The organism is Staphylococcus caprae (assembly GCF_003966625.1).
In the GTDB taxonomy this organism is placed as follows: Bacteria; Bacillota; Bacilli; order Staphylococcales; family Staphylococcaceae; genus Staphylococcus; species Staphylococcus caprae.
Genome location: NZ_AP018587.1, coordinates 423,499 through 449,050, shown reverse-complemented (window position 1 = coordinate 449,050; position 25,552 = coordinate 423,499). Strand labels below are relative to the sequence as shown.

The following is a 25,552-nucleotide window of genomic DNA, read 5'->3' as shown; positions in this document are numbered from 1 at the left end:
TCGAGGTGTTTGAAATGGATAGAGTAACGTTAATTACTGGTGGAAATAAAGGTTTAGGATATGAGGCAGCTAAAGAATTAAAAGCGAAAGGCTATAAAGTTTATATTGGTTCAAGAAATGAAGAACGTGGTCAAAAAGCTTCTAATGAATTAGGTGTTGATTACGTACAACTTGATGTTAGCGATGATGAGTCAGTTCAACAAGCTTTCAAAACCCTTTCCGAAAAAGAAGGACGTGTCGATGTACTTATTAATAATGCTGGAATTTCAGGCGGATTTGCCAAAGTAGCCGACATAACTGTAGAAGATGTTGAAAAAGTTTATAACACAAATGTCTTCGGTATCGTTCGAATGATGAATACATTCATCCCATTACTAGAGCAATCACAACAGCCTGTAGTCGTTAACGTAAGTAGTGGTTTAGGTTCATTCGGTATGGTGACAAATCCTGATAAAGCTGAATCAAAAGTGAATTCCCTCGCTTATTGTTCTTCAAAATCAGCGGTGACAATGTTGACTTTACAATATTCTAAAGGTCTTCCACACATGCAAATTAATGCTGCAGACCCAGGTTCAACTAACACTGATTTGGTTGGAGACTTCAGCAACAACTCTAAACCAGCATCAGAAGGCGTCAAACCAATTGTTGAACTCGCCACAATCAATGCTGATGGTCCAACTGGCACGTTTATCGACGGTGACGGCCCAATGCCTTGGTAATTTTGTACGTGTTTGCTTTTATTTTTAATGGGAAAAACGTAGTGCATTAAATGTAAATCGCACATAATAATCACAAAAAATTAGTTTTATCAATCTCTGGAGGATTTCAAGTGAAAAGTATTAATTTTGAAGAACATTATGTCGTGGATGACATTCAGAAAGAAACAATGAAGTACATGTCTTCAGACCCTAACGGTGTTCCAATGCAAACCATGCTAAAAGGTCTAGAACAAAAATCAGGCTTTACGAATGCAGATGACATTACAAAACATGATGAGCGTATCAAATTCATGGATGAACATGATGTTGAAATGCAAGTATTGTCATATGGTAATGGTGCACCTTCCAATTTAGAAGGTGAGCGTGCCATCGAACTATGTCAACAAGCCAATGATACATTAGCAAAATATGTTAACGAACATCCAGATAGATTTGTGGGATTTGCCACATTACCTATCAACGAACCTCAAGCAGCAGTTGAAGAATTCAAACGTTGCATTAAAGAATTAGGTTTTAAAGGTGCATTAATTATGGGACATCCTAAAAATGGCTTCCTAGATCAAGATCAATACGATGATTTATTTGCAACAGCTGAAGCATTAAATGTACCTATTTACTTACATCCTTCTCCAGTTCAAAGCGATGTCTACCAAGCTTATTATAAAGGTAATTATTCAGATGTAACTGCAGCTACATTCGCTTGTTTTGGTTACGGTTGGCATGTAGATGTGGGTATTCACGCTATACACCTCGTATTATCTGGTGTCTTTGATCGTCATCCTAACTTAAATATGATTATTGGACATTGGGGAGAATTTGTTCCATTCTTCCTTGAACGTATGGATGACATCTTATTTGCCGACCATTTAGAACACCCTATTAGTTATTATTTCAAAAATAATTTCTATATTACGCCAAGCGGAATGTTAACTAAACCACAATTTGATTTAGTCAAAGCAGAAGTCGGTGTCGATCGAATTTTATATTCAGCAGATTACCCTTACGTTGAACCTGATAAATTAGGGACATTCCTAGACGAATTAGATTTGACAGAAGAAGAAAAAGAAAAAATCAGCTATAAAAATGGTGCTAAATTATTAGGCTTAGAAAAATAAATAGACTCAAATGGAGGTTTTTCAAATGGAAACTTTAGAATTACATGGGGCTAAATTACGTTATCACAAAATTGGTAAAGGTCCTGTACTTATTTTAATTCCTGGTGCAAATGGAACTGGTGACATTTACATGCCACTAGCAAAACAAATCCAAGACCATTTCACAGTGGTTGCAGTCGATCGTCGCGGATATGGTCAAAGCGAATTAACTGAACCGTTACCAGAAGAAGTGTCAAACCCTGACAGTCGCTATCGCGTTAAACGTGATGCTCAAGACATCGCTGAATTAGCGAAATCATTAAGTGATGAACCTGTATACGTGTTAGGTTCAAGCTCAGGTGCCATTGTAGCTATGCACGTTTTAAAAGAACATCCAGATGTTGTGAAACGCATTGCTTTCCATGAACCACCTATCAATACTTTCTTACCAAATGCTAAGTATTGGCAAGATAAAAATGAAGAAATCATAGATATTGCAGTTAATGAAGGCATGCCTCAAGCAATGAAACTTTTCGGTGAAACATTAAAAACAAGTCAACTTGACCAACAATATATGTCTAAACCTGCACAATCTGAAGATGACGCGGAAAGTAAAAAACGCTTTGAAGAAATGCTAGGTTGGTTCAAATATGAAATACGACAATACACTGAATCTGATATTTCTATTGAGGATTTAAATCAACATAAAGATATAATTACGCTATTAAATGGTACAGACTCTAAAGGTTCTTTCCCTCAAGAAGTAAACTTCTTCATTAAAGATGAAACTGGAATTGAAATTGTTGATATCCCTGGCGGTCACTTAGGTTATATTCAGAAACCTGAAGGCTTTGCTGAAGTTTTATTAAACATTTGGAATTAATCCGTTTTAGAAGTTTAAAAAGGAGTTTGATTCAATGCTATTTGAACGAAATAAACCTTATACCAACGAAACTTTATTGGATAAGGAAAATATTTTAGAGTTAATTCAATTTGAACGTTTCTGTAGAGACAATGCTTTATGGGATAGTATGAGAAGCTGCTTTGCAGAAGATTCTCGTGTAAATATTTCATGGTTTGATGGTACAGGTGAAGAATTTGTCAAATCTTCTGAAGAAATGAATCGCTATGCTCCACATCAAATTTATAATACGCAAATGTGGATAAATGACAATCGTGCTATCGCTATGATGCAAGCTACAATACAATTTCGAGTTGATATCAAAAACGTTGAAATGCAATTAGATTCTGACGCTAAAATTATTTATAGTCTCGAAAAAAATGAAGAAGGCATTTGGTTAATTAAAGGTTTAGGTTCCATTTATGAAAAAGATAAATTAACACCTGTGATACCAACTACTATTAATTTACCTAACTCAGACTTTGAAGGATATCGTAAAAGTTATGCTTGTTTATCCTATGCACTCAATGAACTCGGTTATGACGTTAATCATGACTTACCAGGTATTGATCGACCAGAGGCAGTTAATAAATATTACGAACAGCTCGATCATTGGTTAACTCAAAATGAAGAATAAGCAATAAGACAGAAATATCATTTAGAAAAATTATTTTCACTATCCCAATCGTAGAAACTACAAAGTTAAATGTAATAATTAAAAAGGCATCCGCCTCCTTACGGTATAGAACGAGTGCCAAGATCTTGGCTCCTCGTCTCGTTCCCGTAAGAAAGCGTGATGACTGAAACTTAAAAGGAAGTATATAGAATGAAAAAGATAGATTTACATGCACATTATATTTCTCCTGGCTTTAGTCAATTTCTTGATGATTACTTTGATGGCAAAGGTGATGGCGTGAAGACGCCCCCATTTTCACCAGAATCATATATCAATTTAATGAAAGAACAGGATATTGAATATGGTGTCTTATCCATTTCAAGTCCACACATCAGTGCTGCACCAGATGACAAAATGTTAGAACTTGCAGAGGAAGTTAACACATACGCAGCCGACATCACTCAACAATACAGCGATCAAATTGGATTCTTCGCTACTTTACCGTTACCGCTCGCAGAAGAAAGCGTCAATACAATAGACAAAGCGCTAGATGACCAACAAGCTTTAGGCTTTACATTGCCAACCAATGCACGTGGCGTCTATTTAGGTGATGAACGCTTAGACCCAGTTCTTGAAAAGTTAAATGAACGTCAAGCTACAGTTGCTATTCATCCTAACGAACCAAAACCTGCGATTAAAGCAATGAGCGAGGAAGTTCCGCCACCATTAATGGAATTTATCTTTGATACGACACGTACAATTATTTATATGAGTCAGAAGAATGTCTTTAGTAAATATCCTAATATTAAATGGATTGTCCCTCATTGCGGTGCATTACTACCTGTCATCGCTCAACGTGTGGCTATGGGTAATAAGATGTTTGGCTCTGAAAAACAACCCGATGATTTAGAACAAGTGATGAAGAACCTTTACTTTGATTTAGCTGGAAAGGTTTTACCTTATCAATTGCCTACATTATTAGAAATGGTTGATCCAGATAAGATTGTCTATGGTTCTGATGCACCTTATACGACGAATCAAGTCGTCTCAATGTTAGCCAATGAAATAGAATCAACAGATTTAATTACAATTGACTCTAAAATTCATATGTTATATGACAACGGCAAAGCATTATTAGATAAAATGAAATATTAATTTTCTACAATAACTATCCCCACACAATAGCGAACGTTTTTACCAACGCATCTGTGTGGGGTTGTTTAATATTATTCTAAAATTGTGTCCATCGAGCGATTAACACTGGCCGCATACATGCCACCAAATTTAAGTAAGTGCACCATGAGTAAGTATAATCTATAAAATTCTAATCTCTTTTGAGCACCCTTCGCTAATGGAAAATGTTTTTCATATTCATCATAAAATTCTTCCGTAAAACCACCGAAAACTGTAGTAATCCCTAAGTCAAACTCTCTATCACCATAAAGTGGTGCCGGATCAAATAAAGCTGGACTTCCATCTGTAAGAAACATATAGTTGCCGCCCCATAAATCACCATGTAATAAAGAAGATTTACTTTCATGGTTATCCAATTCATTCACCATTACAGTTCTCACTTGTTCATAAACGTTGTTGTCCTCTTCATTCCATAAACCCTTTCGCATGAGTTCATCTCTTAAATGATCCATTCTTCTATCAATAAAAATTTCTTTCCATGTATCCGTCCATGTATTATCAAATGAAATATCTCCACCTTCATGTAGTAAACTAAAACCAAATTTACCATCGGGTTGCTGTTGGCTATGCATTTTCGCAACAAGTTGCCCAAGTTCACGTTGACTTCCACGTCCACCTTCTTCAAGATAACTTAAAATAAGATAGGCATCACCATTGATTTCGCCACTAGCAATCACACGTGGCGCCGTGACTCCAGCATTTTCAAATTCATTCAACCCAGCAATTTCAGCTGCATAGAATGATTCAGGTCTATGACGCTGTACAAGTAAAAAGAATATGTCATCTTCAGTTGTAGTCACTTTAAATGCTTCATTAACATCTCCACCACTTACAGGCGAGATATCCTTAATTCCTTCTAAAGGTAGTTCTTCTTTCCATTCTGCTTTCATGCTTTCACCTTCCTAAGAAGTTTATCGTTATTCCTTATTATATTTCCTATTCTGTAGATGATTAATCTCAACTTCAACTTTATACTTTGTAATTAAGTCAATTTTTTAACTTTCACTAATTTAACTATGAAAATATTTATTAAAATGCTAGTCTATTAAAAGAATGGATTTCAAATATATTAAGTTGGGGATAGTAAGCCTCAAATATAATGAAATAGGAGCGTTATCATGTATAAATTAGTTAAACCTTTCTTATTTAAACTAGATCCTGAGCGTGCACATGGAATGACCATTGATGCCCTCAAAACAGTACAAAAATTTCCAATTATGTATTCAGTCATGGATAAACTTTTCAATTATAGTAATCCTATACTTGCTCAAACGATCCATGGCATCAAATTCAATAATCCTATAGGACTTGCTGCTGGATTTGATAAATCTTGCGAAGTACCTAAGGCCTTAGAACATGTTGGTTTTGGCGCAATTGAGTTAGGTGGTATTACACCTAAACCTCAACCAGGTAATCCAAAGCCACGTATGTATCGTTTAGTTGAAGATAATGCATTAATTAATCGCATGGGTTTCAATAATATTGGTATGAACAAAGCGCTTAGTAACATACGACGTCATGCCTACACTATTCCAGTTGGCATAAATGTTGGCGTGAATAAGAATACGTCATACGAAGACCGCTATCAAGACTATATTAAAGTAATTGACACATTTAAGAATGACGTCACTTTCTTTACTGTAAATATTAGCTCTCCAAATACTGAGAATTTACAGAATTTCCATGACAAAGATGAATTTTCAATGCTTTGTGAAGCTTTAACTCATTTTAAATCTGAAAATGAAATCAATGTACCTATATTCTTAAAATTAACTTCAGACATGGAATTAGAAGGTTTCAAAAACATTTTACCGTCAATTACGAAAACGTTTGACGGTGTTATCCTTGCCAATACAACGCGTCAACGTGATGGATTAACTTCAGACAATAAAACTGAAGAAGGCGGATTAAGTGGTAAGCCTTTATTTGAACGCAACTTAAAACTTGTTAAATATGCATATCAAGAGACGCAAGGTAAATTCTTAATTATTGGTACTGGAGGCATCTTTAGTTCAGAAGATGCGATTAAAATGTTAAGAAACGGTGCATCATTATTACAAATTTATTCTTCTTTAGTCATTGAAGGTCCAGGTTTAACTAAGAAAATAAATAAAGAAATTGCCCAGTATCTAACTGAAAATAACTATCATAAGGTAAGTGATATTATTGGTTTAGATGCATAATTTGATAATCCGTTAGTCGTAAATTCATATTAATTATATTTTACCTTTAAAAAATTCTTTACATATATTTAAAACGTTTTATACTGTAATAAAAATATGTGTTTCATGAATTTAGGAGGCATAAAGATGAGTGACGAGAACAAAGATAAAAATGAACAAGTGAAGCAAGAGACATCGACTGAAATGCCTAAGCAACATGAGGATAATGAAGATGAACGACAAGGTTTAAACGGTTATCGAAAAACAGATTTAGACTTAGAAATTGAACGCGAATTACGTGAAATGATGGAAACAGGCGAATCAGAGAAACAAACTGAGAGCAAAAAGTTTAAGATATTCTCACTTTTATCAATGATTGTTATCGCAGGTTTAGCCATATTTAGATTTATTCATAAAATGATGTAATGCTATAGAAAATCCCAAACGTAGAGAAGTAGCCTTTACTAAAACGCTCATTTCCTTCTACTTTTGGGATTTTTATCGTTAAAACTGTTGTAAAAATGCATTTGCTTCTTTATTAATTTGTTTAAAATCAATGCCTTGTTTCATGGCTGCAAAGACACAACCACAATAACACTGTCTAAATATATTATAGTCTTTACATATTTCAATAGAGCGTTCATACCCTTTATTCTTTTTGAAGTCACTCGGCAGATATTTAACATTATAGATATTTTGAACATCCATACCTAACTCGTTAATGAGTTGCGCGTTCTTTTTAGGAGAAAGTGTGATGGCACTTCCAAAATAATCGTAACCATATTTGACTGCCGCTTGCGCTACAATTTCTAAGCGCATTTCAAAGCATGCTGTACATCGTAGCCCTCCCTCAGGTTCTTCAGTAAGCCCCTTTTCTTTAGCCATTTTCATAAATTCATGTGGTTTATATTCCGCTTCAATGTATTCCACATTGGCGCCTGTCTTTTCATTAAAATCCTTTACAAATTGTTCTTGAACTTTAGCACGTCTCAAATACTCACTCTTAGGATGAATATTAGGATTAGCAAAGTAAATCGCAATATCTGCATATTGTGTAAGAAATTCCAAAGTATAAGTACTACATGGTGCACAACAACTATGTAATAAAATTCGTGGACGCTCCCCTTCACGTTCCCACTGAGATATCATTTTTCTCAAAACTTTATCGTAATTGATTTTCTGATTTTTCATTTTTGCCAATATTTGATCCGCTTCGATCATGACAAAACCTCCCTTTAATACATCCGGTAAATATAGTTTGACTTTATTATATATTATCAGATGTATAAAGAGAGGCTATTTTAATATTTAATTTTTAAAATACTTAAAAATGAAATTTTCCTGTTAAACATTCATACGCTAGCACTTTATTTTAATCATTCAGTATTCCTTTTTCAGCTTAATAATATACACACAAAACATGAATGCACCAAAAAAGAATCCTGAAATCAATCCATGTAGTATATTATTGGTCCAACTAATAGGATCGTTCCAAAAATAATCTAACATTACCGAAAAGAATGCCATGCAACAACCAAAATAAACCATAAATATAATACTCAGTATTGTGTATCGCTTTACTAATTTCTTATATTCTTTTGGTGAATACGCCGCTTCCTCAAAATATCGGTTCTTACTAAAGTTAAATACGATTATCAAATTAAATATAAAGAACGTAGCAAATAAAAGTATCGTTTGTATCGAAATGGTGTGATGATACATATCTATACCTGTAAACACTGCAATTAATATTGCAGTAATTATATAGTATATCCCGAACATGTTTGCTAATTTTTGATTGAGCTCCGATTTTTCTCTTTCATCTTTTTTCGTAGAGGTACTTGTGACCCAATTAAGCATTAAATCATTGAATTTACTCATCTCGTTTCACTCCTCAATATCTTTTCTCAATGTCAAATATATACGACAAGTTCAAATGTGTCAAATATAGCCGACATTTTAATAGTTTTAATTTGAGGACACTCATTTATATTTATAGTATGATCGCTTTAGAAAGAAATTTTGTAAATAAAGGGGTTATAAAAATATGACACAATTACATCCTTATTTATCATTTGAAAAAGCTAAAGATGCTATTGAATACTATGAAGATGTGTTTGGCGCAACAAATGTGAATAGATTAGCAGTTGGAGAAGAGCAAGCTGAGAACTTTGGTTTAACAAAAGATCAAGCTGATGAAGCAACAATGCATGCTGAATTTGAAATATTAGGTGTTAAAATCTTATGTTCTGATTCTTTTGGTCGCGTGGAAAACATTAATAATGGAATATCATTATTAATTGATTATGATGTTAATGATAAAGACGATGCTGAAAGAGTTGAAAATTTCTACGATAGAATTAAAGATCATGAATCTTTAAATATTGAAATGCCTCTTGCTGAACAATTTTGGGGCGGAACAATGGGAGCATTTACGGACAAATATGGTGTACGTTGGATGCTTAACGGCCAAGATTATTCGAAAATGAATAAATAATAGGTTATTCGGAAAAATAACTCCTAAAATGAAGCACTTGAGACTTCTTTTTAGGAGTATATTTAATTTGTTACGTCAGTTTTACGTGGTTGCGTTTCCCTAGCAGTCAACTTCCCTCTCAGTATTTTCAACTTCTTTTTTCTCTTCTTATAATCGTTGCAGGACCATAATTCACGATTTCATAAAAATGTTGAATCAATGCTTCTTGTGAAATTCTATTTTCATCTTCAACCCAATGACGTATCAATGATAAACCTGCTCCTGAAACATAACTCATAAAATATGGGAATGGAATATCGCCGATTTTGTCATCGTCGTTTACAACATTATTAAGGTGGCCTGTTAATAATTCATATAGTTTCTCATGCAAATTAGAGTCTTTTCCAATATTAAACATCAGTTTATAAAATTCTAGATGCTTTCCTATACTACTAATTACAAATTCCATTGTTTCTCGTAGCTGATTTTCAGAAAAAGTTTCATTATCAAAATGAGTATTTCCTTTTATAAAACTTCGTATCTCATCAATCTTTTCATTTTCCATTTGATCTAATAAATCATATTTATCTAAATAATGTGTATAGAATGTACTTCTGTTAACATCTGCCATATCTGAAATTTCTTGAATTGTAATATCACTAAAGCTTTTCTTGTTGAGCAATGAAATGAGCGCGTCTTTAATAGCTTTTTGTGTTTTTCTTACTCTCCTATCTTGAGACATCATGTCACCTTCTATTAATTTCTTTCCACAATTATAAGCAATGTGTTGGATTTTAGACAAACTTAAAGAAATGAGGATTGTTATCTATATTCCCTCTTTGTATGATGAAGATGTATTGAAAATGATTCTCAACAAAGGAAGGGGTAAGCTATGAAACAATTATTAGGAAATCCAAATTTAGAAGTGACTCATGTTAACGATGTAAAATCAGGCACTAACCATATTGTTGTAGACAGCGTACAATATGGTAACCAAGAAATGATCATGGAAAAAGATGTCAAAGTTATTATGAAAGATGGCGAAGCGTTATATTTAAATATTTTCAGACCTAACAAAGAAGGACGCTTTCCAGTCGTTATGTCAGCGGACACATATGGGAAAGATAATAAACCTAAAATCACTAATATGGGAGCAAAATGGCCTACATTAGGAAATATAGCGACTTCAAGTTTTACACCAGAAGAATCTCCAGATCCTGGATTTTGGGTACCAAATGATTATGTCGTAGTTAAAGTAGCACTTAGAGGAAGCTCTGGTTCAAATGGCGTGTTATCACCTTGGTCAGAACGAGAAGCCAAAGATTATTACGAAGTGATTGAATGGGCTTCACAACAAGAATGGAGCAATGGAAGTGTTGGTACAAATGGTGTTTCTTATCTAGCTGTTACTCAATGGTGGGTAGCCTCTCTAAATCCACCTCATTTGAAAGCTATGATTCCTTGGGAAGGTTTAAATGATATGTATCGTGAAATCGCATTCCACGGTGGTATTCCAGATACAGGTTTTTATCGCTTTTGGATTCAAGGTATTTTCGCAAGATGGCCAAAAAATCCTAATATAGAAGACTTAATTAAAGCACAAAGTGCGCATCCACTTTTCGATGATTATTGGAAAGCACGCCAAGTTCCTCTATCAAATATACGTATTCCTTTATTAACTTGTGCAAGTTGGTCTACGCAAGGATTACACAATCGTGGCTCTTTCGAAGGCTTCAAACAAGCAAGCTCAGTTGATAAATGGTTATATATACATGGACGTAAGGAATGGGAAAGTTACTATGCACGTGAAAATCTAGAAAAACAAAAGTCATTCTTCGATTATTATTTAAAAAAAGAAGACAATGATTGGAAAGATACACCTCATGTGACTTATGAAGTTAGAAATCAATTCTATCAAGGTCATTATCGGAAAGCTTCTAATTTTCCTATTCCAAATACACAATATACTTCTCTATATTTAGAAGGAGAAGACATGTCATTAACTCATGAAGTACCAAATCAAACTCACGTTACAAGTTATCATTCTGAAAAAGATACTGACGAATTACGATTTACTCATACCTTTTCAGAAGATACAGAAATCACAGGTAATATGAACTTAAAATTGTGGGTTTCAACTGAAGAAACTGACGATATGGATATCTTTGCAGGAATCAAAAAACTCAATAAACAGGGTGAAGAAGTTCATTTCCCTGACTTTAACCATATTGAAAATGGACAAGTAGCTACAGGTTGGTTAAGGGTATCACACCGAGAACTAGATAAAGACAAATCAACCATTGCACAACCTTGGCACAAACATGAACAAGAATTAAAAATTAAAAATGGTGAAATTGTACCTATTGAAATTGAGATATTACCTTCAAGCACATATTTCAAAAAAGGAGAATCTATTGTAGTTGTGATTAAAGGAAATGAAATCATTAAAGGCAATAGCTCTCCAGGTTTAAGCACACGTTATGAACATCATGAAACTGTCAATCAAGGTATCCATCATGTTCATACCGGTGGAAACTATGACTCTCAATTGATTATTCCAATCATACCTCAATAATAAAAAGCACTAACTAAGTCATGCTAAGCCAATTTTGAATTACTCAAATTCTAATTGACTTAGTTGCTTATGTTAGTGCTTTTCTTCTAACTATTAGTAACCTGAACCAACTTCTTCGCCATCTTTATCATATTTGGTAACAAGACCATCTTCTGAATCTACAGTATATGATCCAGCTAAATCACCGTTTTTATCAGTAAATGAGAAGCCCCAATCACCATCATCTGTTTTTTCAGGTTCTTTATAAGTATATTTACTTGTATCTAAATTGTGACCTTCGTATGATTCAACTTTATCGATTACATTATCACGTGTCACTTCTTCAGAATCATCATTAGAGTCTGATTCTGAGTCACTCTTTATATCTTCATCTACATATTTGTCGATTTCATCTTCATCAAATTTCAAATCTACATCTGTTACTCCACCATCATCTTCACTTGCGCTAGCGACATTTACAGAATTAGATTTAAATGTTTTGCCTTCGTATGAACCTTCAGCATGTACTACAACATCTTCATCAGGATCATAAGGACCATACGTTTCTGATGATGATTCATCACCTATTTGTTTGCCGTTTGCATATATTTTCACATTATCCAACATATAACCACCATCTACAAAGACATTGAAGCGTTTTTGTTTGAATGATTCATATGCATTCGACGTATCATCGCTCATATTTATCACGATTGCGCCGTTAAATTTCTTACCATCCATATTTTTAGTTGCTTTTAAATTATAATTACCAATTGGAAATGTTCCTAACTTTTTCTCTTCATTTTCATTAACTGTAATTGTATGTTTCTCATCATTAAATTGATAAGTCACTTTTCCGCTATTACTTGCTAAAAGATTGATAGAATAATGAGGAACGTCAAATTGATAATTGTCAAAGAATAAATATTTTTTCCCATCTTTAGAAATATTTAAAATATTATTTCCATTTGCATCTACTGAGGAATTTTTATAATAATTATCTTTAACTTCTTTTGTAGTTTGTTCAATGCTGTTGCCTACATGAGTTAAATCATCTTCCTCTTTAATATAATTAAGGTATGCACGAGCTTCTTCTTCACTCAAGTGACTATTACCAGATGTCACTTCTTTAGATAAAGCTTTCGCATCATCTTGTTTAATTGCATGCGCAATTTGAGACGCTTGCTTTTCTGGTGACAATTGACTTTTCAAAATTAAAAACAGTGCAATCAAAGCTATAATGATTACTGCAACAATAGAAATAATTATCCATGTCTTCTTATTTCCATTATGTGTTGGAGCATGATGATTTGAAGTTTGGCGATACTGAGGTTGAGAATGACTTTGATGATGTTGATTGACTGGCGTACCACAATTCGTACAAACTTTCACACCTTCACGTAAGGGTTGACCACAATTACTACAATACTTCATTAGTAATTCATACCTCCTTCAAAAATATCACCTAAACGATCAATTAAGTTTCCGAATATCTGATTAAAGAATGATTCTCCAAAAATACTTATAAATAAGAAAACCACAACGCTAAATATAATTATTCCGTAAAAGCTAGATAGTCGTGTGTCATGATTGGCACTATATTTGGCAATCAAGTACACACCAGAAACTACTAATAATAAGATTGATAATATAAATACTGTTGACGCAAAACGATAAGAATGCGCAAAAAACAATATAATAGAAATAAGTAATACTGCAACGGTCACGCTGTTGATAAGAACATAATCTGAGAGTACTTTTTTAAAGGTAATAGGTTGTCTTACAACTAAACGTGTCACACCATATGTTGCTCCTATGATTACTGCTAAAAAGAGAACAATCCCTAAAAGTATAGATATTACTATGGATCCTTTTGAAGTGCCTATATAAGCGACTTCAGATGGAATCATTGCCCCAATTAAAAGTGCTATCAAAATCAAACCTATGATAAGAAGAGAAAATAATAATTTAAAACTAAACGTATGTTGGCTTTTAATGATTTGATCTGGTGAAACAAATGCGCTTTTAAAGAAACCTTTACTTTCCTCTGTTACTTCTTTAGCTTGTTCACTAAATTGGTTAGGCTGATTAGCTTGTTGTTGTTTATCTTGATAAGAATGATATGACTGTGGATGTGTGTGTTGCTCGTATGTAGAAGTATTGTGATGATGAGGTCTTTGTTGCTCATGAGATACTTGTTGCTGACCTTTATGTTGTGTAGTTGAATGTTGCTCGTTCATGCTTTCAGCGTCGTACATAGACTTGTTATTTCCTGTTAAATCTTGATGTGGTGCTTCGGATTCTGTATGTTCTGCATTTGAAATATCCCTTTCAGCAGAATGCACAGCTTTTGAACGTTTTTCGATTTTATGCCCGCATTCCCCACAGAATAAATCGTCTGGTTCAATTGGATTTCCACATTTCGGACAATGCATAAATGTCCCTCCCATTTTAATTTTTTGAAATCTTTAAAATTATACCATTACATTTATATTGTTATCTACAGTAATTTAAATATTTTTATTGATTCACGTTATTTTAATTTAAAATTTAGTGGTATAGCAATATAAAAAGCCCCTAAGACTATTTTGCTAATGAAAATAATCTTAGAGGCATGATAAAGAATCAACTCATTATCGATTTATAATAAGTTAATGATAGTAACCACTATTTATATGATCCCCATCTATATTACCTTTAGAAATAAATTTTTCTTTAGTAGAAATATAATATATGTAAATTGTTCTTCCTGATTTATCTTTAACATCTATAACAGAGTCGCCCCATTTCATATAAGGATGTAACACATAAGAGTGGTTAGAATCAGAGGGAGCACTTTCATCAAATTGTTTTATTATATCTTTTGCTTCCGAAAGTGTTAAATCTGTTTTCTTCTTTTCTTGATTGTCATTTTCTTTATCATCAGATTTTTCCTTATGTTCTTTATCTTCTTTTTTATCTTTGTTTGAGTCATCTGAATCAGTGTCATCATCATCAAACTTATTTATTTCTTCCGGATCGAATGAGAGCGTGATTGTTTTGTATTCTTCAGTTCCTTCAGGTAATTTTACTTGCTCACGATTTGTTTTAATAAGATGCTTACCAACTTTGCCTTCAAGGTGTACAACCACCTTTTCATCTGAAGTATATGGGCCATACGTTTTATATTCTTCTAATTTACCTTTATCTTTATCGTTAATAAATAATCGTATATCTTTCACTTTATAAGTATTATCTGCTTTGATCATAAACCGTTTTTCTTTAAAATTTTCTTTAACGATTGAGCGAGCGGGTGTCATTAATATCGTTAAATTTCCCTTGAATGTTTTATTACCAACTTGCTTTTTAGCTTCAAGCTGGTAATTTCCAAGTGGAAATGTGCCTACATGAGCAGTTTCGCTTTTCTTCAAATGAATCGTATGCTTTTTACCGTTATATTCATAATTAATTTTTCCATCATCTTGTGCATACATATCAATTGAATATTTAGGAATATTAAACTCGTAATGATTAAACAAGCCATAACGCTTACCTTTTTTAACAACTTGAATAATTGCTAAATTATTAATACTCACAGTGTGTGTTTTCGTCTTCGATGTATTCATTTTATCAAGACTATCTTTCAAATCTTGCGTTAGTTCACTTAATTTGCCTTCATTTTTCAAAAAACGAAGATACGCTTGTGCTTCACTATCGTCGAGCTTCTTACCGTCAGAAGTTAATAATTTAGAAAGATGACGAGCGTCTTCTTTTTTAAGTGCATCTGAAATTTGATCAACAGTTTGTTCAGGAGAAAGCTGATGTTTCAGAAAAAAGAACAGTGCAATCAGTGTTATCGTGATCATAGCGACGAGAATTGAAATAACAATTAACGGTTTATTCGGCTTCTTAAATTGATACCCATCATGATAACGACCCGGAGGATATGGCTGATGAACTTCATGTTTAGGTGCTGTTTGTGTTATATGACCTATTGGCCTGCCACATCTCGTACAAACTTTATGACTAGGGTTTAAAGGATTTCCACAGTGTTTACAAAACTTCACTTAAATCACTCTTCCAAATAATTTACTAAAGTTTTGCATTAGTGTACCTTCAATGATATTTTGACCAAAAACTAAAATGATAATTGAAAGTACAAATAATAGAATCAAAATTCCATACAAACTTGAAATTCTTGTATTGTATATTGAACTATATTTCGCAAGCATGAATGCTGGTGATATTGTTAAAAATAAATACATGATGATAATAATCAGCGAAGCAAATTTGTAAGAACTTAACGCAAATAAAAACGCTGAAAGAATTAATAAAGCAACTGTGAATGTATTGATTAATATATAGTCCGAAAATACTTTATTGAACTTAACTTCTGGAAGTATCGTTAATCTGACAACTAAATAAGTGATGCCGATATGAACGGCTAAGATAATAGCTAAACTCACTGTAAATTTAAATACGATACTAGATTTTGACACTTCAAAAAAACCTACTTGGTCTGGAATTAATGCACTAAATAACAAGGCAACTACAGCTAATCCAGCAATGATGAGTATTAAAAGTAATTTAGTACTAAATGTTTGTTCCGTTTTTAAAACTTGATCTGGATGTGTAAAAGCACTTATAAAAAATTGCTTCATTTCATAGAATGTATCTTTATTATTACTTTGTGTACCTTGTTCTAACGGCGTTTCAATATGTTCATGCGTATCATTTTGATTGACTACTGACTGATTGATGTTTTGGTGGTGATAGAATGCTTGTTCCTTTGAATTTGTAGTTACTTCTTCAATTTCCTTTGTTACTTGTGTTTGGATTACACTTTGTTCACCTTGTGCCTCTTTATTTGCAGTTTCTGATGTTGTCTTTGTAGTTTCTGCTACGCTCTCAGGGAGCTTTGTGCCACAGTTGCCACAAAAGACGTCTTCTTGTTGATAGTTCTGACCACATTTAGGACAATTCATAGATGTTTGGACCTCCAATATTAAGATAATTTAGATTATATACTATATTTATATTGCTATCTATATAATTTTATATTTATATAATATTTTTAAAGTAATCCACGCTTTTTAACATAAAAAACCGAGCTACTCTATAAGTACCTCGGCTAAGAAAAGTCTATAAATTCTATAAAACTATCGTGTTTTCTTTTTCATGAATCATCTCAACGATGTCATTATTTTTATTTAAAACAGCTACTTTAGGTGCATGCGTTTTAATCTCTTCTTCGTTTAATTGTGCATATGTCATAATAATCACAACATCTCCAACTTCAACTAATCTTGAAGCTGCTCCGTTTAAACAAATCTTGCCACTTCCTCTTTCACCTGCAATAACATATGTTTCAAATCTAGCGCCATTATTATTGTTTACTATTGCTACCTTTTCATTAGGTAGAATATCCACTGCCTCTAAAATGTCAGTATCTATCGTAATACTTCCTACATAATTTAAATTCGACTCTGTAACTCTTGCTCTATGAATTTTAGAATTCATCATCGTTCTAATCAATACTTTTCATCTCCAATTATTATATTATCTATTAAGCGCGCTTTTGAAAATTTCACCGCTAATGAAATAAATATTTGCTCATTAATCCTTTCCCGTTCGATTAATTCAGGGTAACTATAAATAGCTACTTCGTCTACATGTCCACTCGTATGGTCATTTAAATAAGAAACTATACTTTGAATGATGACGTCACTTTGTCGTTCGCCTTTATCGTACAATTCACGTGCAAGTTGCAAACTTTTACTCAAATGTACAGCTTCACTACGTTCCTCATTTGTTAAATAAACGTTTCGTGAACTTTTAGCTAAACCATCGTCTTCTCTTACAATATCCACACCTACAATTTCAATAGGATGGTTGAAATCTTTAACCATCTTTTCAATAATTGCAAGTTGTTGGGCATCTTTTTTCCCAAAATAAGCAAAGTCAGGACGTACAATATTAAATAATTTATTTACAACTGTAACCACGCCTTCGAAATGACCTGGGCGTTGCGCCCCTTCAAGCACTTCAGCCAAACGGCCTACTTTCAAAGTGATATCTAATTGATCTGGATACATCTCTTCAACACTCGGATAAAAAACATAATCAACATCTATCGCTTCTACAGCCGCAACATCTTGATCAATTTGACGTGGATAAGCATCAAAGTCCTCATTGGGTCCAAATTGTAATGGGTTAACAAAGACACTAATCACTGTCACATCGTTATCTTCTACTGACATACGCATCATTTTCAAATGACCTTCATGTAATGCTCCCATTGTCGGTACAAAGCCTATTGTTTGTCCTTGTCGATGATATGACTTAACGATGTTTTGCATTTCTTTAATAGTAGTAACGACTTTAGTCATTGGTTTCAACCTCGTCCATAATCTTTTTCTTGTATGTGTGTTGTTCTGAAGGGAATGTTCCATTTTTAACTTCATCATTATATTGTTTCAAACCTTCAATACCTATTGAAAAGTCAGCAAACTGTTTAACAAATTTAGCTTGGCGATCCACACCATAATTCAACATATCGTGATATACCAATACTTGTCCGTCTGTGTCTTTACCGGCACCAATACCAATCACTGGTATAGTAAGTTTCTCAGTAATCACTTGAGCTAAGTCACTTGGAATTGCCTCTAAAACGAGTAATACTGCGCCTGCTTCTTCCATTGCCTTGGCATCTTCAATTAACTGAATAGCTGCTTCTTTCGTGCCACCTTGTAATTTGTAGCCCATCACCCCGACACTTTGAGGAGTTAGTCCTAAATGAGAAACGATTGGAATACCCATACGTGTCGCCTTTTGAATGAAAGAAACAAGATGTGCGCCTTCCACTTTTAATGCATTCGCTTGTGTTTCTTGGTACAAACGTAAAGCATGCTTTAAGTCGTCTTCATCACTTAAACCTACAGTCCCAATAGGCATGTCTACAACTACAAATGTGTCAGGTGCTCCGCGTCTCACTGCCTTACCATGATGAATCATATCTTCTATTGTAACTTGAACTGTACTTTCATAACCTAAAACGGTCATGCCAAGTGAATCTCCAACTAATATCATATCGATATCAGCTTGCTGTGCTTGCTTTGCACTCGGAAAATCATAAGCTGTAACCATAGATAATTTCGTTTGCTCGTGTTTCATCTTCATTAATTGACTTAATGTTTTCAATTCATTTCATCCTTTATTTCCTTTATTATTAGCAATAGTATAATGAATTGCACCAAGAAAGGAAAGAATTATCTCATGACAATTGCTATCATAGGTCCTGGCGCCGTTGGAACAACGATTGCTGCCGAATTAAAAGCGATTTTACCAGAAACGAAACTCATTGGTCGTCGAAAGCAATCGATGACTTATTTCCCGGAAAATACTTCTAAAGCGATAACCATTGATGTTAGTTCTTACGATAACATGAATCAAACATTCGATGTCATTATCATTGCTGTTAAAACACATCAACTCGGCACTGTAATTACACAATTAAAAGCACTCGCACATCCAGATACTTTAATTATTTTAGCGCAAAATGGTTATGGACAAGTGCAACGTATTCCATATCAACATGTTCATCAAGCAGTCGTCTACATTAGTGGTCAAAAAGTAGCAAATCAGGTTACACATTTTCGAGATTATCGTCTTCACGTCCAAGATACGCCAAAGACACGAGAATTAAAAACACTACTTTCTTCTACTAAAATTGAACTTATTTTAGAAAATAATATCGAACATAAAATTTGGTATAAATTACTAGTTAATCTAGGTATTAATTCAATCACTGCGATTGGTCATCAAACTGCTAAAATTTTACAATTGCCAGAAATGAGTCAACTTTGCCGCAACATTCTTGAAGAGGGTCTTAAAGTTGCTCAGTCTGAGGGTATTCATTTTCCAAAGCAAACGGTTGATGACATCATGGCAATTTATAAAGGTTATCCAGACGAGATGGGAACAAGCATGTATTATGACGTCATGAATCAACAACCTTTGGAAGTCGAGGCGATTCAAGGATATATTTATGAACGTGCCCGTTATCATCAACTAGAAACACCCTATCTCGACTCAGTTTATATATTCTTAAAGTCCTATCATCGTCAATTCACACAAACAGAAAGTGAATAAATAGTTATCAAAGCATAAAAAAATCCCAAAGGCGTTATTGATACGTCTTTGGGAATCGAAATATTATTCAGCTTCTCTGATTTCATCTGCAACATCTTTATAGTCGATATGCGCTTCTGTAAATGATTTCGCATTTACAGGGAAATGTTGTTCAAATGTTTCAAAGTTTTGGATTTCGACTTTAACATCATCTACTTCAAAGTCTAGTACATGACCACCATAGTCACGTTCATCACTCGCAAAGTGAATATGGAAACCTGCGGAACCCACACCATGGAATAATTCAGGTGTAAAGAAGCCTACAATTGCACCTTTAATGTCTTCTCTCGTTTCTTCAGGTTGTCTACGTGCTGAGTCAATTAAACGCGTATACGGAGGTTCTTGAGCAGGCATCATACGTACGTGCATTTTCTTAAATTTTCCTGAGATTTTCACTGCAGAAAACATATTTTCGCTTACCATTTGTTCTTTAATTTCCTCAAATATCGCATCTTGGTCTTTATTCGAAGATTGGAATTGGTTATCCGCTTTAAACTGTGTCACAGTGGCATATGGTGTCATTTCATCTCCATTTAACTCAATAAATTCCTTATGTTCATTTGCATGATACGCTTTACCATCTATAAAGATGACCTCACCATTTGAACCAGTAAGCGTGCCAATACCTAAATCTCCATGTTCTAGTAACTCATTGACAGAGGCTGTTCCCTCTAATAAACCTGCCATTAACGTGCCTAACGTGCCGTGTTGATATAATACATTAGTCATTATTCATTTCACTCCTATTAATATTCACTCGTTCTTACACTTTAAGAAACGCAATCTAAAGATTTAAACTTTCTCTTTAGAATGCGTTCTTTTATTTTTGAAAATGATAGTACTATCACATACGTTGTCGAATTAATTTAAAGCATTCGGTAACATGTTTGTAGATAATTTCATATTATCTTCATAGTTCACTGGAATATCGATGACTACGGGACCATCTGTTTCATAACCTTCTTTAATCGCCGCTTCTAATTCTTCTTGATTATAAACACGTAATCCTTTAGCTCCAAATGCTTCAGCATATTTAACGTAATCAACTGGACCAAACTCTACGCCTGAAGAACGTTTATATTTCATTTCTTCTTGGAACTCAACCATGTTGTAGCGTCCATCATTCCAAATTAATTGAATGATATTTAAGTTTTTACGTACCGCTGTTTCTAAATCTTGGGCTGAGAATAAGAAACCACCGTCACCAGCTACTGAAACGACTTGTGTATTTGGACGAACAAGCGCTGCTGAAATAGCCCAAGGAAGTGCAACACCTAATGTTTGCATACCATTACTAAATAATAAATGTCTTGGATTATAGCTTCTAAATTTACGTGCCATCCAAATGTAATGACTTCCTACGTCAACAGTCACTGTTGTATCATCGCTTAATACCTTTTGCATCGTTTCAATAATTTCAATTGGATGCATCACACCATCTTTGTGTGTAGCTTTAATCCCCGTTGCTTCAATGATTTCAGCTCTTAATTTTTCAAGTTCATCTAAATGGTCTTGATTGATGAATGGTTCGTCTACATGTTCAGAAATCAATTCAATTGTTCCAGCAATATTTCCAATTAATTCTTTAACTGGTTGCATATAATTAGTAATTTCTGCTTGTACTTCATCGATATTAATAATCTTAGTATCTAATTCTTTGTTCCAATTACTTGCTTCATATTCGATTGGGTCATAACCAATTGTAACGACTAAATCACTTTTTCTTAATAATTCGTCACCAACTTGGTTTCTGAAAAGACCTACACGTCCGAAGAAATGATTTTCTAATTCTCGACTAATGACACCTGCACCTTGGAATGTTTCAACGACAGGGAGATTTGTTTTTTCAACTAAAAGACGGATAGCTTCCGTTTCTGCTTGGCTTGAACTTCTCATTCCAGCTAAAAGAACTGGGAATTTTGCATTTTTGATTTCATCAATGACTATTTGAACATCTTTTTCAGTTGGGACACCGAGTTGAGGTTGCTGACAAAGCGAAATTGCTTGCGCTTCAACTGGTGCAGAGATAACGTCTTGCGGAATACTAATAAAACTTGCTCCATTTTTGCCTGACGTTGCTGTGCGCATGGCATTTGTCATAACTTCTGATAATGATTCTGGGTCTTGAACTTCTGCGCTGTATTTCGTAGATGATCTTAATAATGATGCATTATCAATACTTTGGTGAGTTAAGCGTAATAAATCGTTACGTTTAACTTGACCACTAATTGCTAACACTGGATCACCTTCAGATGTAGCAGTGAGTAAACCAGTTGTTAAATTACTAACTCCAGGGCCACTTGTTACAAGTGTTACTCCCGGTTTACCTGTTAAGCGTCCGATACCTTGTGCCATCATTGCTGCGTTTTGTTCATGACGTGTAACAATCAATTCTGGACCATCATCTTCTAATGCGTCAAATAAGTAATCTATTTTAGCTCCCGGAATACCGAATACGTATTCAACTCCATTATTTTTTAAAGTATCAATTACCATATCTGCTGCTGAATATTGTTTGTCAGCCATTTATTTTCATATCCTTTCAAAAATTTAATTTCCTAGCTATCCTCTTTTAATTTTAAAACATTTACACTAAATGCTTAATTGATTCATATGTTTCTTCTAATGTGTTCACTGATTGATCAAATAATTGTTTTTCATTATCACTTAAAGGTGTTTCATATACTTTAATTGCCCCATTTTGATTAATAAGTGTTGGGACACCTAAATAAACTCCTTTATGTCCATATTCCCCATTTAATTGACTTGACACAGTTAAAACACTATTTTCATTATTTAATAATGCTTTAGAGATTCGTAAAAGTGCTAAAGCAATACCGTAATAAGTAGAGCCTTTAGCTTGGATAATGTCGTAAGCTGCATCTCTTGTATTAACGTATAATTCTTCAGCTTTTGCTTCACTGCCTGTTTGTTCTTTTAAAGTATCAAATACTGAGATACCCGCAACATTAGCTTGTGACCATACAGCCAATTCAGAATCACCATGTTCACCAATAATGCTTGCATGAACGCTAGAAGGTACAACATTTAACTCTTGGCTAATAAGATATCTAAATCTAGCACTATCTAATACTGTTCCTGAACCAATGACGCGTTCTGCTGGTAAACCAGTCACTTCTTTAACATAACGTGTTAAGATATCTACAGGATTCGCTGCGATTAAGAAGAAGCCATCGAAACCACTATCCATCACGCTTGAAACGATACTTTTCATGATTTTTGTATTTTTTTCGACGAGTTGTAAGCGTGTTTCTCCTGGTTTTTGTGGCGCACCAGCTGTAATCACAACTAAATCTGCATCTTTACAATCGCTGTATTCTCCCGCTTTGACTGTAACAGGTGATGCACTATAAAGTGCGCCGTGGTTTAAATCTTTCACGTCAGCTTCCACTTTATCTTTCGCAATATCAATGATGACAAATTCATCTGCTATACCTTGTGTGACCATTGCAAACGCATAGCTAGAACCTACTGATCCATCACCAATTAATACTACTTTTTTACTAAATTTTTTCATTTTAACGAACTCCTTCGAAATAAAGTTACACAATGATGTGCTTAGTTTTATTTTTATAATATTTTCATTAAAATAACTAGAATTTTAATTCTACTTCTTTATATATTCGTCATTTCAGTGACAAATTTGTTACAATTTATACAAAATATAGTATTTAGTGACCAACTTCATTACATTTACAATTATAGTACACAACGAAGTATTAATAAAATACATAATAACGATTATTACTATTCTTAAAAGGAATGGTTCATCTATAGAAAAACGTAATCAGTCATATTACATTACGTGTTTAAACAGTGAGGTAACAACATAAAATAAGCTCCTAAAACGAAGTATTCATTCACTTCATTTTAGGAGCTTTGTATTTTGGAATTTATTATCCAGTTTATATTAAGTCTATGATTAATAACTCAAACAGATTAAACGTATTCTATTTAATAGGCTCAAGTTGTGATATAAAATCAATCCATTGGCGTGTTACAAAATTCAGGTATGCATCCTTTCTCCAAATCGCACCTAGATGCCAAGAGAGCTCTACATTTTCTAACTGGATAGACGTAACATTGTCCCCCATTAAATGTACTAAACTTTCTGGTACGATACTGATACCTATACCTTGTTGAATCATATTGGCAATAAAACTGATTTGTGAGATGTTTGCCACTGTTTTAGGGTAAAAGCCTATCCGTTTACAATTTTCAATGATCTGGTCTTTTAAATAATAATCATCATGGAAGAGTACGAATTCTTCATCTTTCAGTTCAGCTAAGTCGACCTTTTTCAAATGTGCAAGGTGATGATCATTACTTACCACAAGTAGTAATTCCTCATTGTATAAAGGAATTGAATGGAAAAGCGTGTGATCTACTGGTAAAGTAGTGATTCCGATATCTACTTCGTCATTGGCAGTTAAATTCTCAACTATTTTACCTCCGCCTTCAATCACTTCATACGTCACATTCGGATATAACTTATGAAACTGGTTGAGGGCATTCGTAAACATTTGCACATTCATCATAGGTGACAGACCTATTTTAATGTGACCTTTTTGAACATTCACCACATCATTCATTTCTAATGAAAGCTTTTCAAATAATGCTAAAAATTCTAAACTGTTATCATAAAATGTTTGCCCAATGTCAGTGAGTTTAATTTGTTTCTGAGAACGGTCGAATAAAGTAATATCGTATTCATTTTCAATGTTCTTAATCGCTTTACTTATCGTTGATTGAGCAATATATAAATGTTCAGATGCTTGTGTCATTCCACCTTGGCGAACAACTTCTACGAAATATTTTATTTGTTTAATTTCCATTTATTCTCATCCTTATGCAAATTAATATTACTGTATATTACGTTCTCTGCGATAAATGAGGAAGCTATAAAATATTAAGACACCCAGTAAAATGATTGCAGCAATTAATATGGTATAGATTCCCATAAATTTTTGAAGTAACGCAGATACAATTGCCCCCACAACAAAACTTATTACTATTCTAATGTAAAGTAACGATTTACTCAATTGTACTTTATCTTTATTTATCATATATTCACTTAATGCGACAACGCCTTTTTTTAAATTACCAGTTGAAAAGGTATTTGCATAACCTTCGCCTTCGATTTTACTGAAAGCGGTAGTTAGCATGGCCATACTAAATGCGAGTGGCGGAATAATAAATAAATTAGATACTGTACTCGGAGTGAAACCGACAACGATACTACTAATTGTGATTGGAAGTAACGCGATTAAACGCCAATATCTTGTCGCAATTTTAGCATGTATCAATGAAACAAACATGACGCCAATCATAAAGGAGAGTACTGAAATAATTTTTAAAAGACCACCATTAAGGTTATGATGTGACACTTCAGAAGCTAAAAAGATGATATTCCCCGTTTGTCCAGCTGCTAAAGTTCCACCTCGTTCTAAAAAGGTATAGGCATCTACATATCCACCAACAAACGTCAATGCAATTGCTATTTCTTTAAATTGATAAATATTTTGAGTGAGATATTTATCTAGTGAAATGTCTACCCACCTCTTTTCAATTTTCTTCAAAATTATCATACACCTTTTAAATGCCAGTTGTTAATTTATTAGTTTTACACTGTTTAAATGTAATTTG

At 33.7% G+C, this 25,552-nt stretch carries 26 protein-coding genes; 10 read left to right on the top strand and 16 right to left on the bottom strand.

Annotated elements, in window-relative coordinates:
- Positions 1–14 precede the first annotated feature (14 nt).
- The 5 genes from JMUB898_RS01950 to JMUB898_RS01930 all read left to right on the top strand — a co-directional run bounded on the left by JMUB898_RS01950 (position 15) and on the right by JMUB898_RS01930 (position 4,485).
- A complete protein-coding gene (locus tag JMUB898_RS01950) occupies positions 15–719 on the top strand; it encodes an SDR family NAD(P)-dependent oxidoreductase (RefSeq protein WP_002444397.1) in 705 nt (234 codons plus the stop codon).
- 110 nt (positions 720–829) lie between these two features.
- Positions 830–1,834 carry an amidohydrolase family protein gene (locus JMUB898_RS01945; RefSeq protein ID WP_002444399.1) on the top strand — a complete coding sequence of 335 codons (1,005 nt, stop codon included), beginning with the start codon at positions 830–832 and terminating at the stop codon, positions 1,832–1,834.
- Between the two features lie 25 nt (positions 1,835–1,859).
- On the top strand, positions 1,860–2,696 hold the full coding sequence (locus JMUB898_RS01940) for an alpha/beta fold hydrolase (RefSeq protein ID WP_037541686.1): 837 nt from the start codon (positions 1,860–1,862) through the stop codon (positions 2,694–2,696).
- A gap of 34 nt (positions 2,697–2,730) precedes the next feature.
- Positions 2,731–3,351 carry a nuclear transport factor 2 family protein gene (locus JMUB898_RS01935; protein ID WP_002444402.1) on the top strand — a complete coding sequence of 207 codons (621 nt, stop codon included), beginning with the start codon at positions 2,731–2,733 and terminating at the stop codon, positions 3,349–3,351.
- 189 nt (positions 3,352–3,540) lie between these two features.
- Positions 3,541–4,485: an amidohydrolase family protein gene (locus tag JMUB898_RS01930; protein ID WP_002444404.1), complete on the top strand. Its 945-nt coding sequence runs from the start codon at positions 3,541–3,543 to the stop codon at positions 4,483–4,485.
- Positions 4,486–4,556: 71 nt separating this feature from the next.
- Here the strand turns inward: JMUB898_RS01930 and JMUB898_RS01925 are convergent, their stop codons facing one another.
- Positions 4,557–5,414: a fructosamine kinase family protein gene (locus JMUB898_RS01925; RefSeq protein ID WP_002444406.1), complete on the bottom strand. Its 858-nt coding sequence runs from the start codon at positions 5,412–5,414 to the stop codon at positions 4,557–4,559.
- Positions 5,415–5,642: 228 nt separating this feature from the next.
- Here JMUB898_RS01925 and JMUB898_RS01920 point away from each other — a divergent pair, with 228 nt between their 5' ends.
- Both JMUB898_RS01920 and JMUB898_RS01915 read left to right on the top strand, forming a co-directional pair.
- Positions 5,643–6,707, top strand: coding sequence for a quinone-dependent dihydroorotate dehydrogenase (locus JMUB898_RS01920; protein WP_002444408.1), 1,065 nt, complete (start codon positions 5,643–5,645; stop codon positions 6,705–6,707).
- A gap of 183 nt (positions 6,708–6,890) precedes the next feature.
- A complete protein-coding gene (locus tag JMUB898_RS01915; RefSeq protein WP_119520833.1) occupies positions 6,891–7,112 on the top strand; it encodes a hypothetical protein in 222 nt (73 codons plus the stop codon).
- A gap of 78 nt (positions 7,113–7,190) precedes the next feature.
- Here the strand turns inward: JMUB898_RS01915 and JMUB898_RS01910 are convergent, their stop codons facing one another.
- Positions 7,191–7,907: an epoxyqueuosine reductase QueH gene (locus tag JMUB898_RS01910; RefSeq protein WP_002444412.1), complete on the bottom strand. Its 717-nt coding sequence runs from the start codon at positions 7,905–7,907 to the stop codon at positions 7,191–7,193.
- A gap of 159 nt (positions 7,908–8,066) precedes the next feature.
- Complete coding sequence (locus tag JMUB898_RS01905; protein WP_002444414.1) at positions 8,067–8,567, bottom strand: hypothetical protein; 501 nt, start codon at positions 8,565–8,567, stop codon at positions 8,067–8,069.
- A 166-nt stretch (positions 8,568–8,733) separates the two neighbouring features.
- On the opposite strand from JMUB898_RS01905, the gene JMUB898_RS01900 reads away from it, so the two are divergent.
- Positions 8,734–9,183 (top strand): VOC family protein, encoded by a 450-nt coding sequence (locus tag JMUB898_RS01900; RefSeq protein WP_002444416.1) that lies wholly within the window; start codon positions 8,734–8,736, stop codon positions 9,181–9,183.
- A 127-nt stretch (positions 9,184–9,310) separates the two neighbouring features.
- Here the strand turns inward: JMUB898_RS01900 and JMUB898_RS01895 are convergent, their stop codons facing one another.
- Positions 9,311–9,904: a TetR/AcrR family transcriptional regulator gene (locus JMUB898_RS01895; protein ID WP_037541689.1), complete on the bottom strand. Its 594-nt coding sequence runs from the start codon at positions 9,902–9,904 to the stop codon at positions 9,311–9,313.
- Positions 9,905–10,054: 150 nt separating this feature from the next.
- Here JMUB898_RS01895 and JMUB898_RS01890 point away from each other — a divergent pair, with 150 nt between their 5' ends.
- Positions 10,055–11,737: a CocE/NonD family hydrolase gene (locus JMUB898_RS01890; RefSeq protein WP_002444419.1), complete on the top strand. Its 1,683-nt coding sequence runs from the start codon at positions 10,055–10,057 to the stop codon at positions 11,735–11,737.
- 93 nt (positions 11,738–11,830) lie between these two features.
- Here JMUB898_RS01890 and JMUB898_RS01885 read toward each other — a convergent pair whose 3' ends face one another.
- From JMUB898_RS01885 to panB, 7 genes are all read right to left on the bottom strand, one after another.
- The gene (locus JMUB898_RS01885; RefSeq protein ID WP_002444420.1) at positions 11,831–13,150 is read right to left on the bottom strand and encodes a zinc ribbon domain-containing protein; all 1,320 of its coding nucleotides are present in this window, start codon (positions 13,148–13,150) and stop codon (positions 11,831–11,833) included.
- A complete protein-coding gene (locus JMUB898_RS01880; RefSeq protein ID WP_037541690.1) occupies positions 13,150–14,151 on the bottom strand; it encodes a zinc ribbon domain-containing protein in 1,002 nt (333 codons plus the stop codon). Before JMUB898_RS01880 ends, JMUB898_RS01885 begins: the two co-directional genes overlap by 1 nt.
- Positions 14,152–14,367: 216 nt before the next feature.
- Positions 14,368–15,762, bottom strand: coding sequence for a TcaA second domain-containing protein (locus JMUB898_RS01875; protein ID WP_002444422.1), 1,395 nt, complete (start codon positions 15,760–15,762; stop codon positions 14,368–14,370).
- Positions 15,763–16,680 (bottom strand): zinc ribbon domain-containing protein, encoded by a 918-nt coding sequence (locus tag JMUB898_RS01870; protein WP_002444423.1) that lies wholly within the window; start codon positions 16,678–16,680, stop codon positions 15,763–15,765. It abuts the gene before it with no gap.
- Between the two features lie 166 nt (positions 16,681–16,846).
- Positions 16,847–17,230: an aspartate 1-decarboxylase gene (gene panD, locus JMUB898_RS01865; RefSeq protein ID WP_002444424.1), complete on the bottom strand. Its 384-nt coding sequence runs from the start codon at positions 17,228–17,230 to the stop codon at positions 16,847–16,849.
- Positions 17,227–18,084: a pantoate--beta-alanine ligase gene (gene panC, locus JMUB898_RS01860; RefSeq protein ID WP_002444425.1), complete on the bottom strand. Its 858-nt coding sequence runs from the start codon at positions 18,082–18,084 to the stop codon at positions 17,227–17,229. The genes panD and panC overlap by 4 nt, the downstream gene beginning before the upstream one ends.
- A complete protein-coding gene (gene panB, locus JMUB898_RS01855) occupies positions 18,077–18,895 on the bottom strand; it encodes a 3-methyl-2-oxobutanoate hydroxymethyltransferase (RefSeq protein ID WP_044466416.1) in 819 nt (272 codons plus the stop codon). The genes panC and panB overlap by 8 nt, the downstream gene beginning before the upstream one ends.
- A 75-nt stretch (positions 18,896–18,970) precedes the next feature.
- Here panB and JMUB898_RS01850 point away from each other — a divergent pair, with 75 nt between their 5' ends.
- Entirely contained in the window at positions 18,971–19,846 is an 876-nt protein-coding gene (locus tag JMUB898_RS01850) for an oxidoreductase (RefSeq protein ID WP_037541693.1), read from the top strand.
- 63 nt (positions 19,847–19,909) lie between these two features.
- On the opposite strand, the gene budA is transcribed toward JMUB898_RS01850, so the two are convergent.
- The 5 genes from budA to JMUB898_RS01825 all read right to left on the bottom strand — a co-directional run bounded on the left by budA (position 19,910) and on the right by JMUB898_RS01825 (position 25,494).
- On the bottom strand, positions 19,910–20,614 hold the full coding sequence (budA, locus tag JMUB898_RS01845) for an acetolactate decarboxylase (protein ID WP_002444431.1): 705 nt from the start codon (positions 20,612–20,614) through the stop codon (positions 19,910–19,912).
- 132 nt (positions 20,615–20,746) lie between these two features.
- Positions 20,747–22,411: an acetolactate synthase AlsS gene (alsS, locus tag JMUB898_RS01840; protein ID WP_126501892.1), complete on the bottom strand. Its 1,665-nt coding sequence runs from the start codon at positions 22,409–22,411 to the stop codon at positions 20,747–20,749.
- Positions 22,412–22,472: 61 nt separating this feature from the next.
- A complete protein-coding gene (locus JMUB898_RS01835; RefSeq protein WP_002444435.1) occupies positions 22,473–23,423 on the bottom strand; it encodes an L-lactate dehydrogenase in 951 nt (316 codons plus the stop codon).
- A 433-nt stretch (positions 23,424–23,856) separates the two neighbouring features.
- Positions 23,857–24,741, bottom strand: coding sequence for a cidABC operon transcriptional activator CidR (cidR, locus tag JMUB898_RS01830; protein ID WP_002444436.1), 885 nt, complete (start codon positions 24,739–24,741; stop codon positions 23,857–23,859).
- Positions 24,742–24,768: 27 nt separating this feature from the next.
- Positions 24,769–25,494, bottom strand: a complete 726-nt coding sequence (locus JMUB898_RS01825; RefSeq protein WP_002444439.1) for a YoaK family protein — start codon at positions 25,492–25,494, stop codon at positions 24,769–24,771.
- Positions 25,495–25,552: the final 58 nt, after the last annotated feature.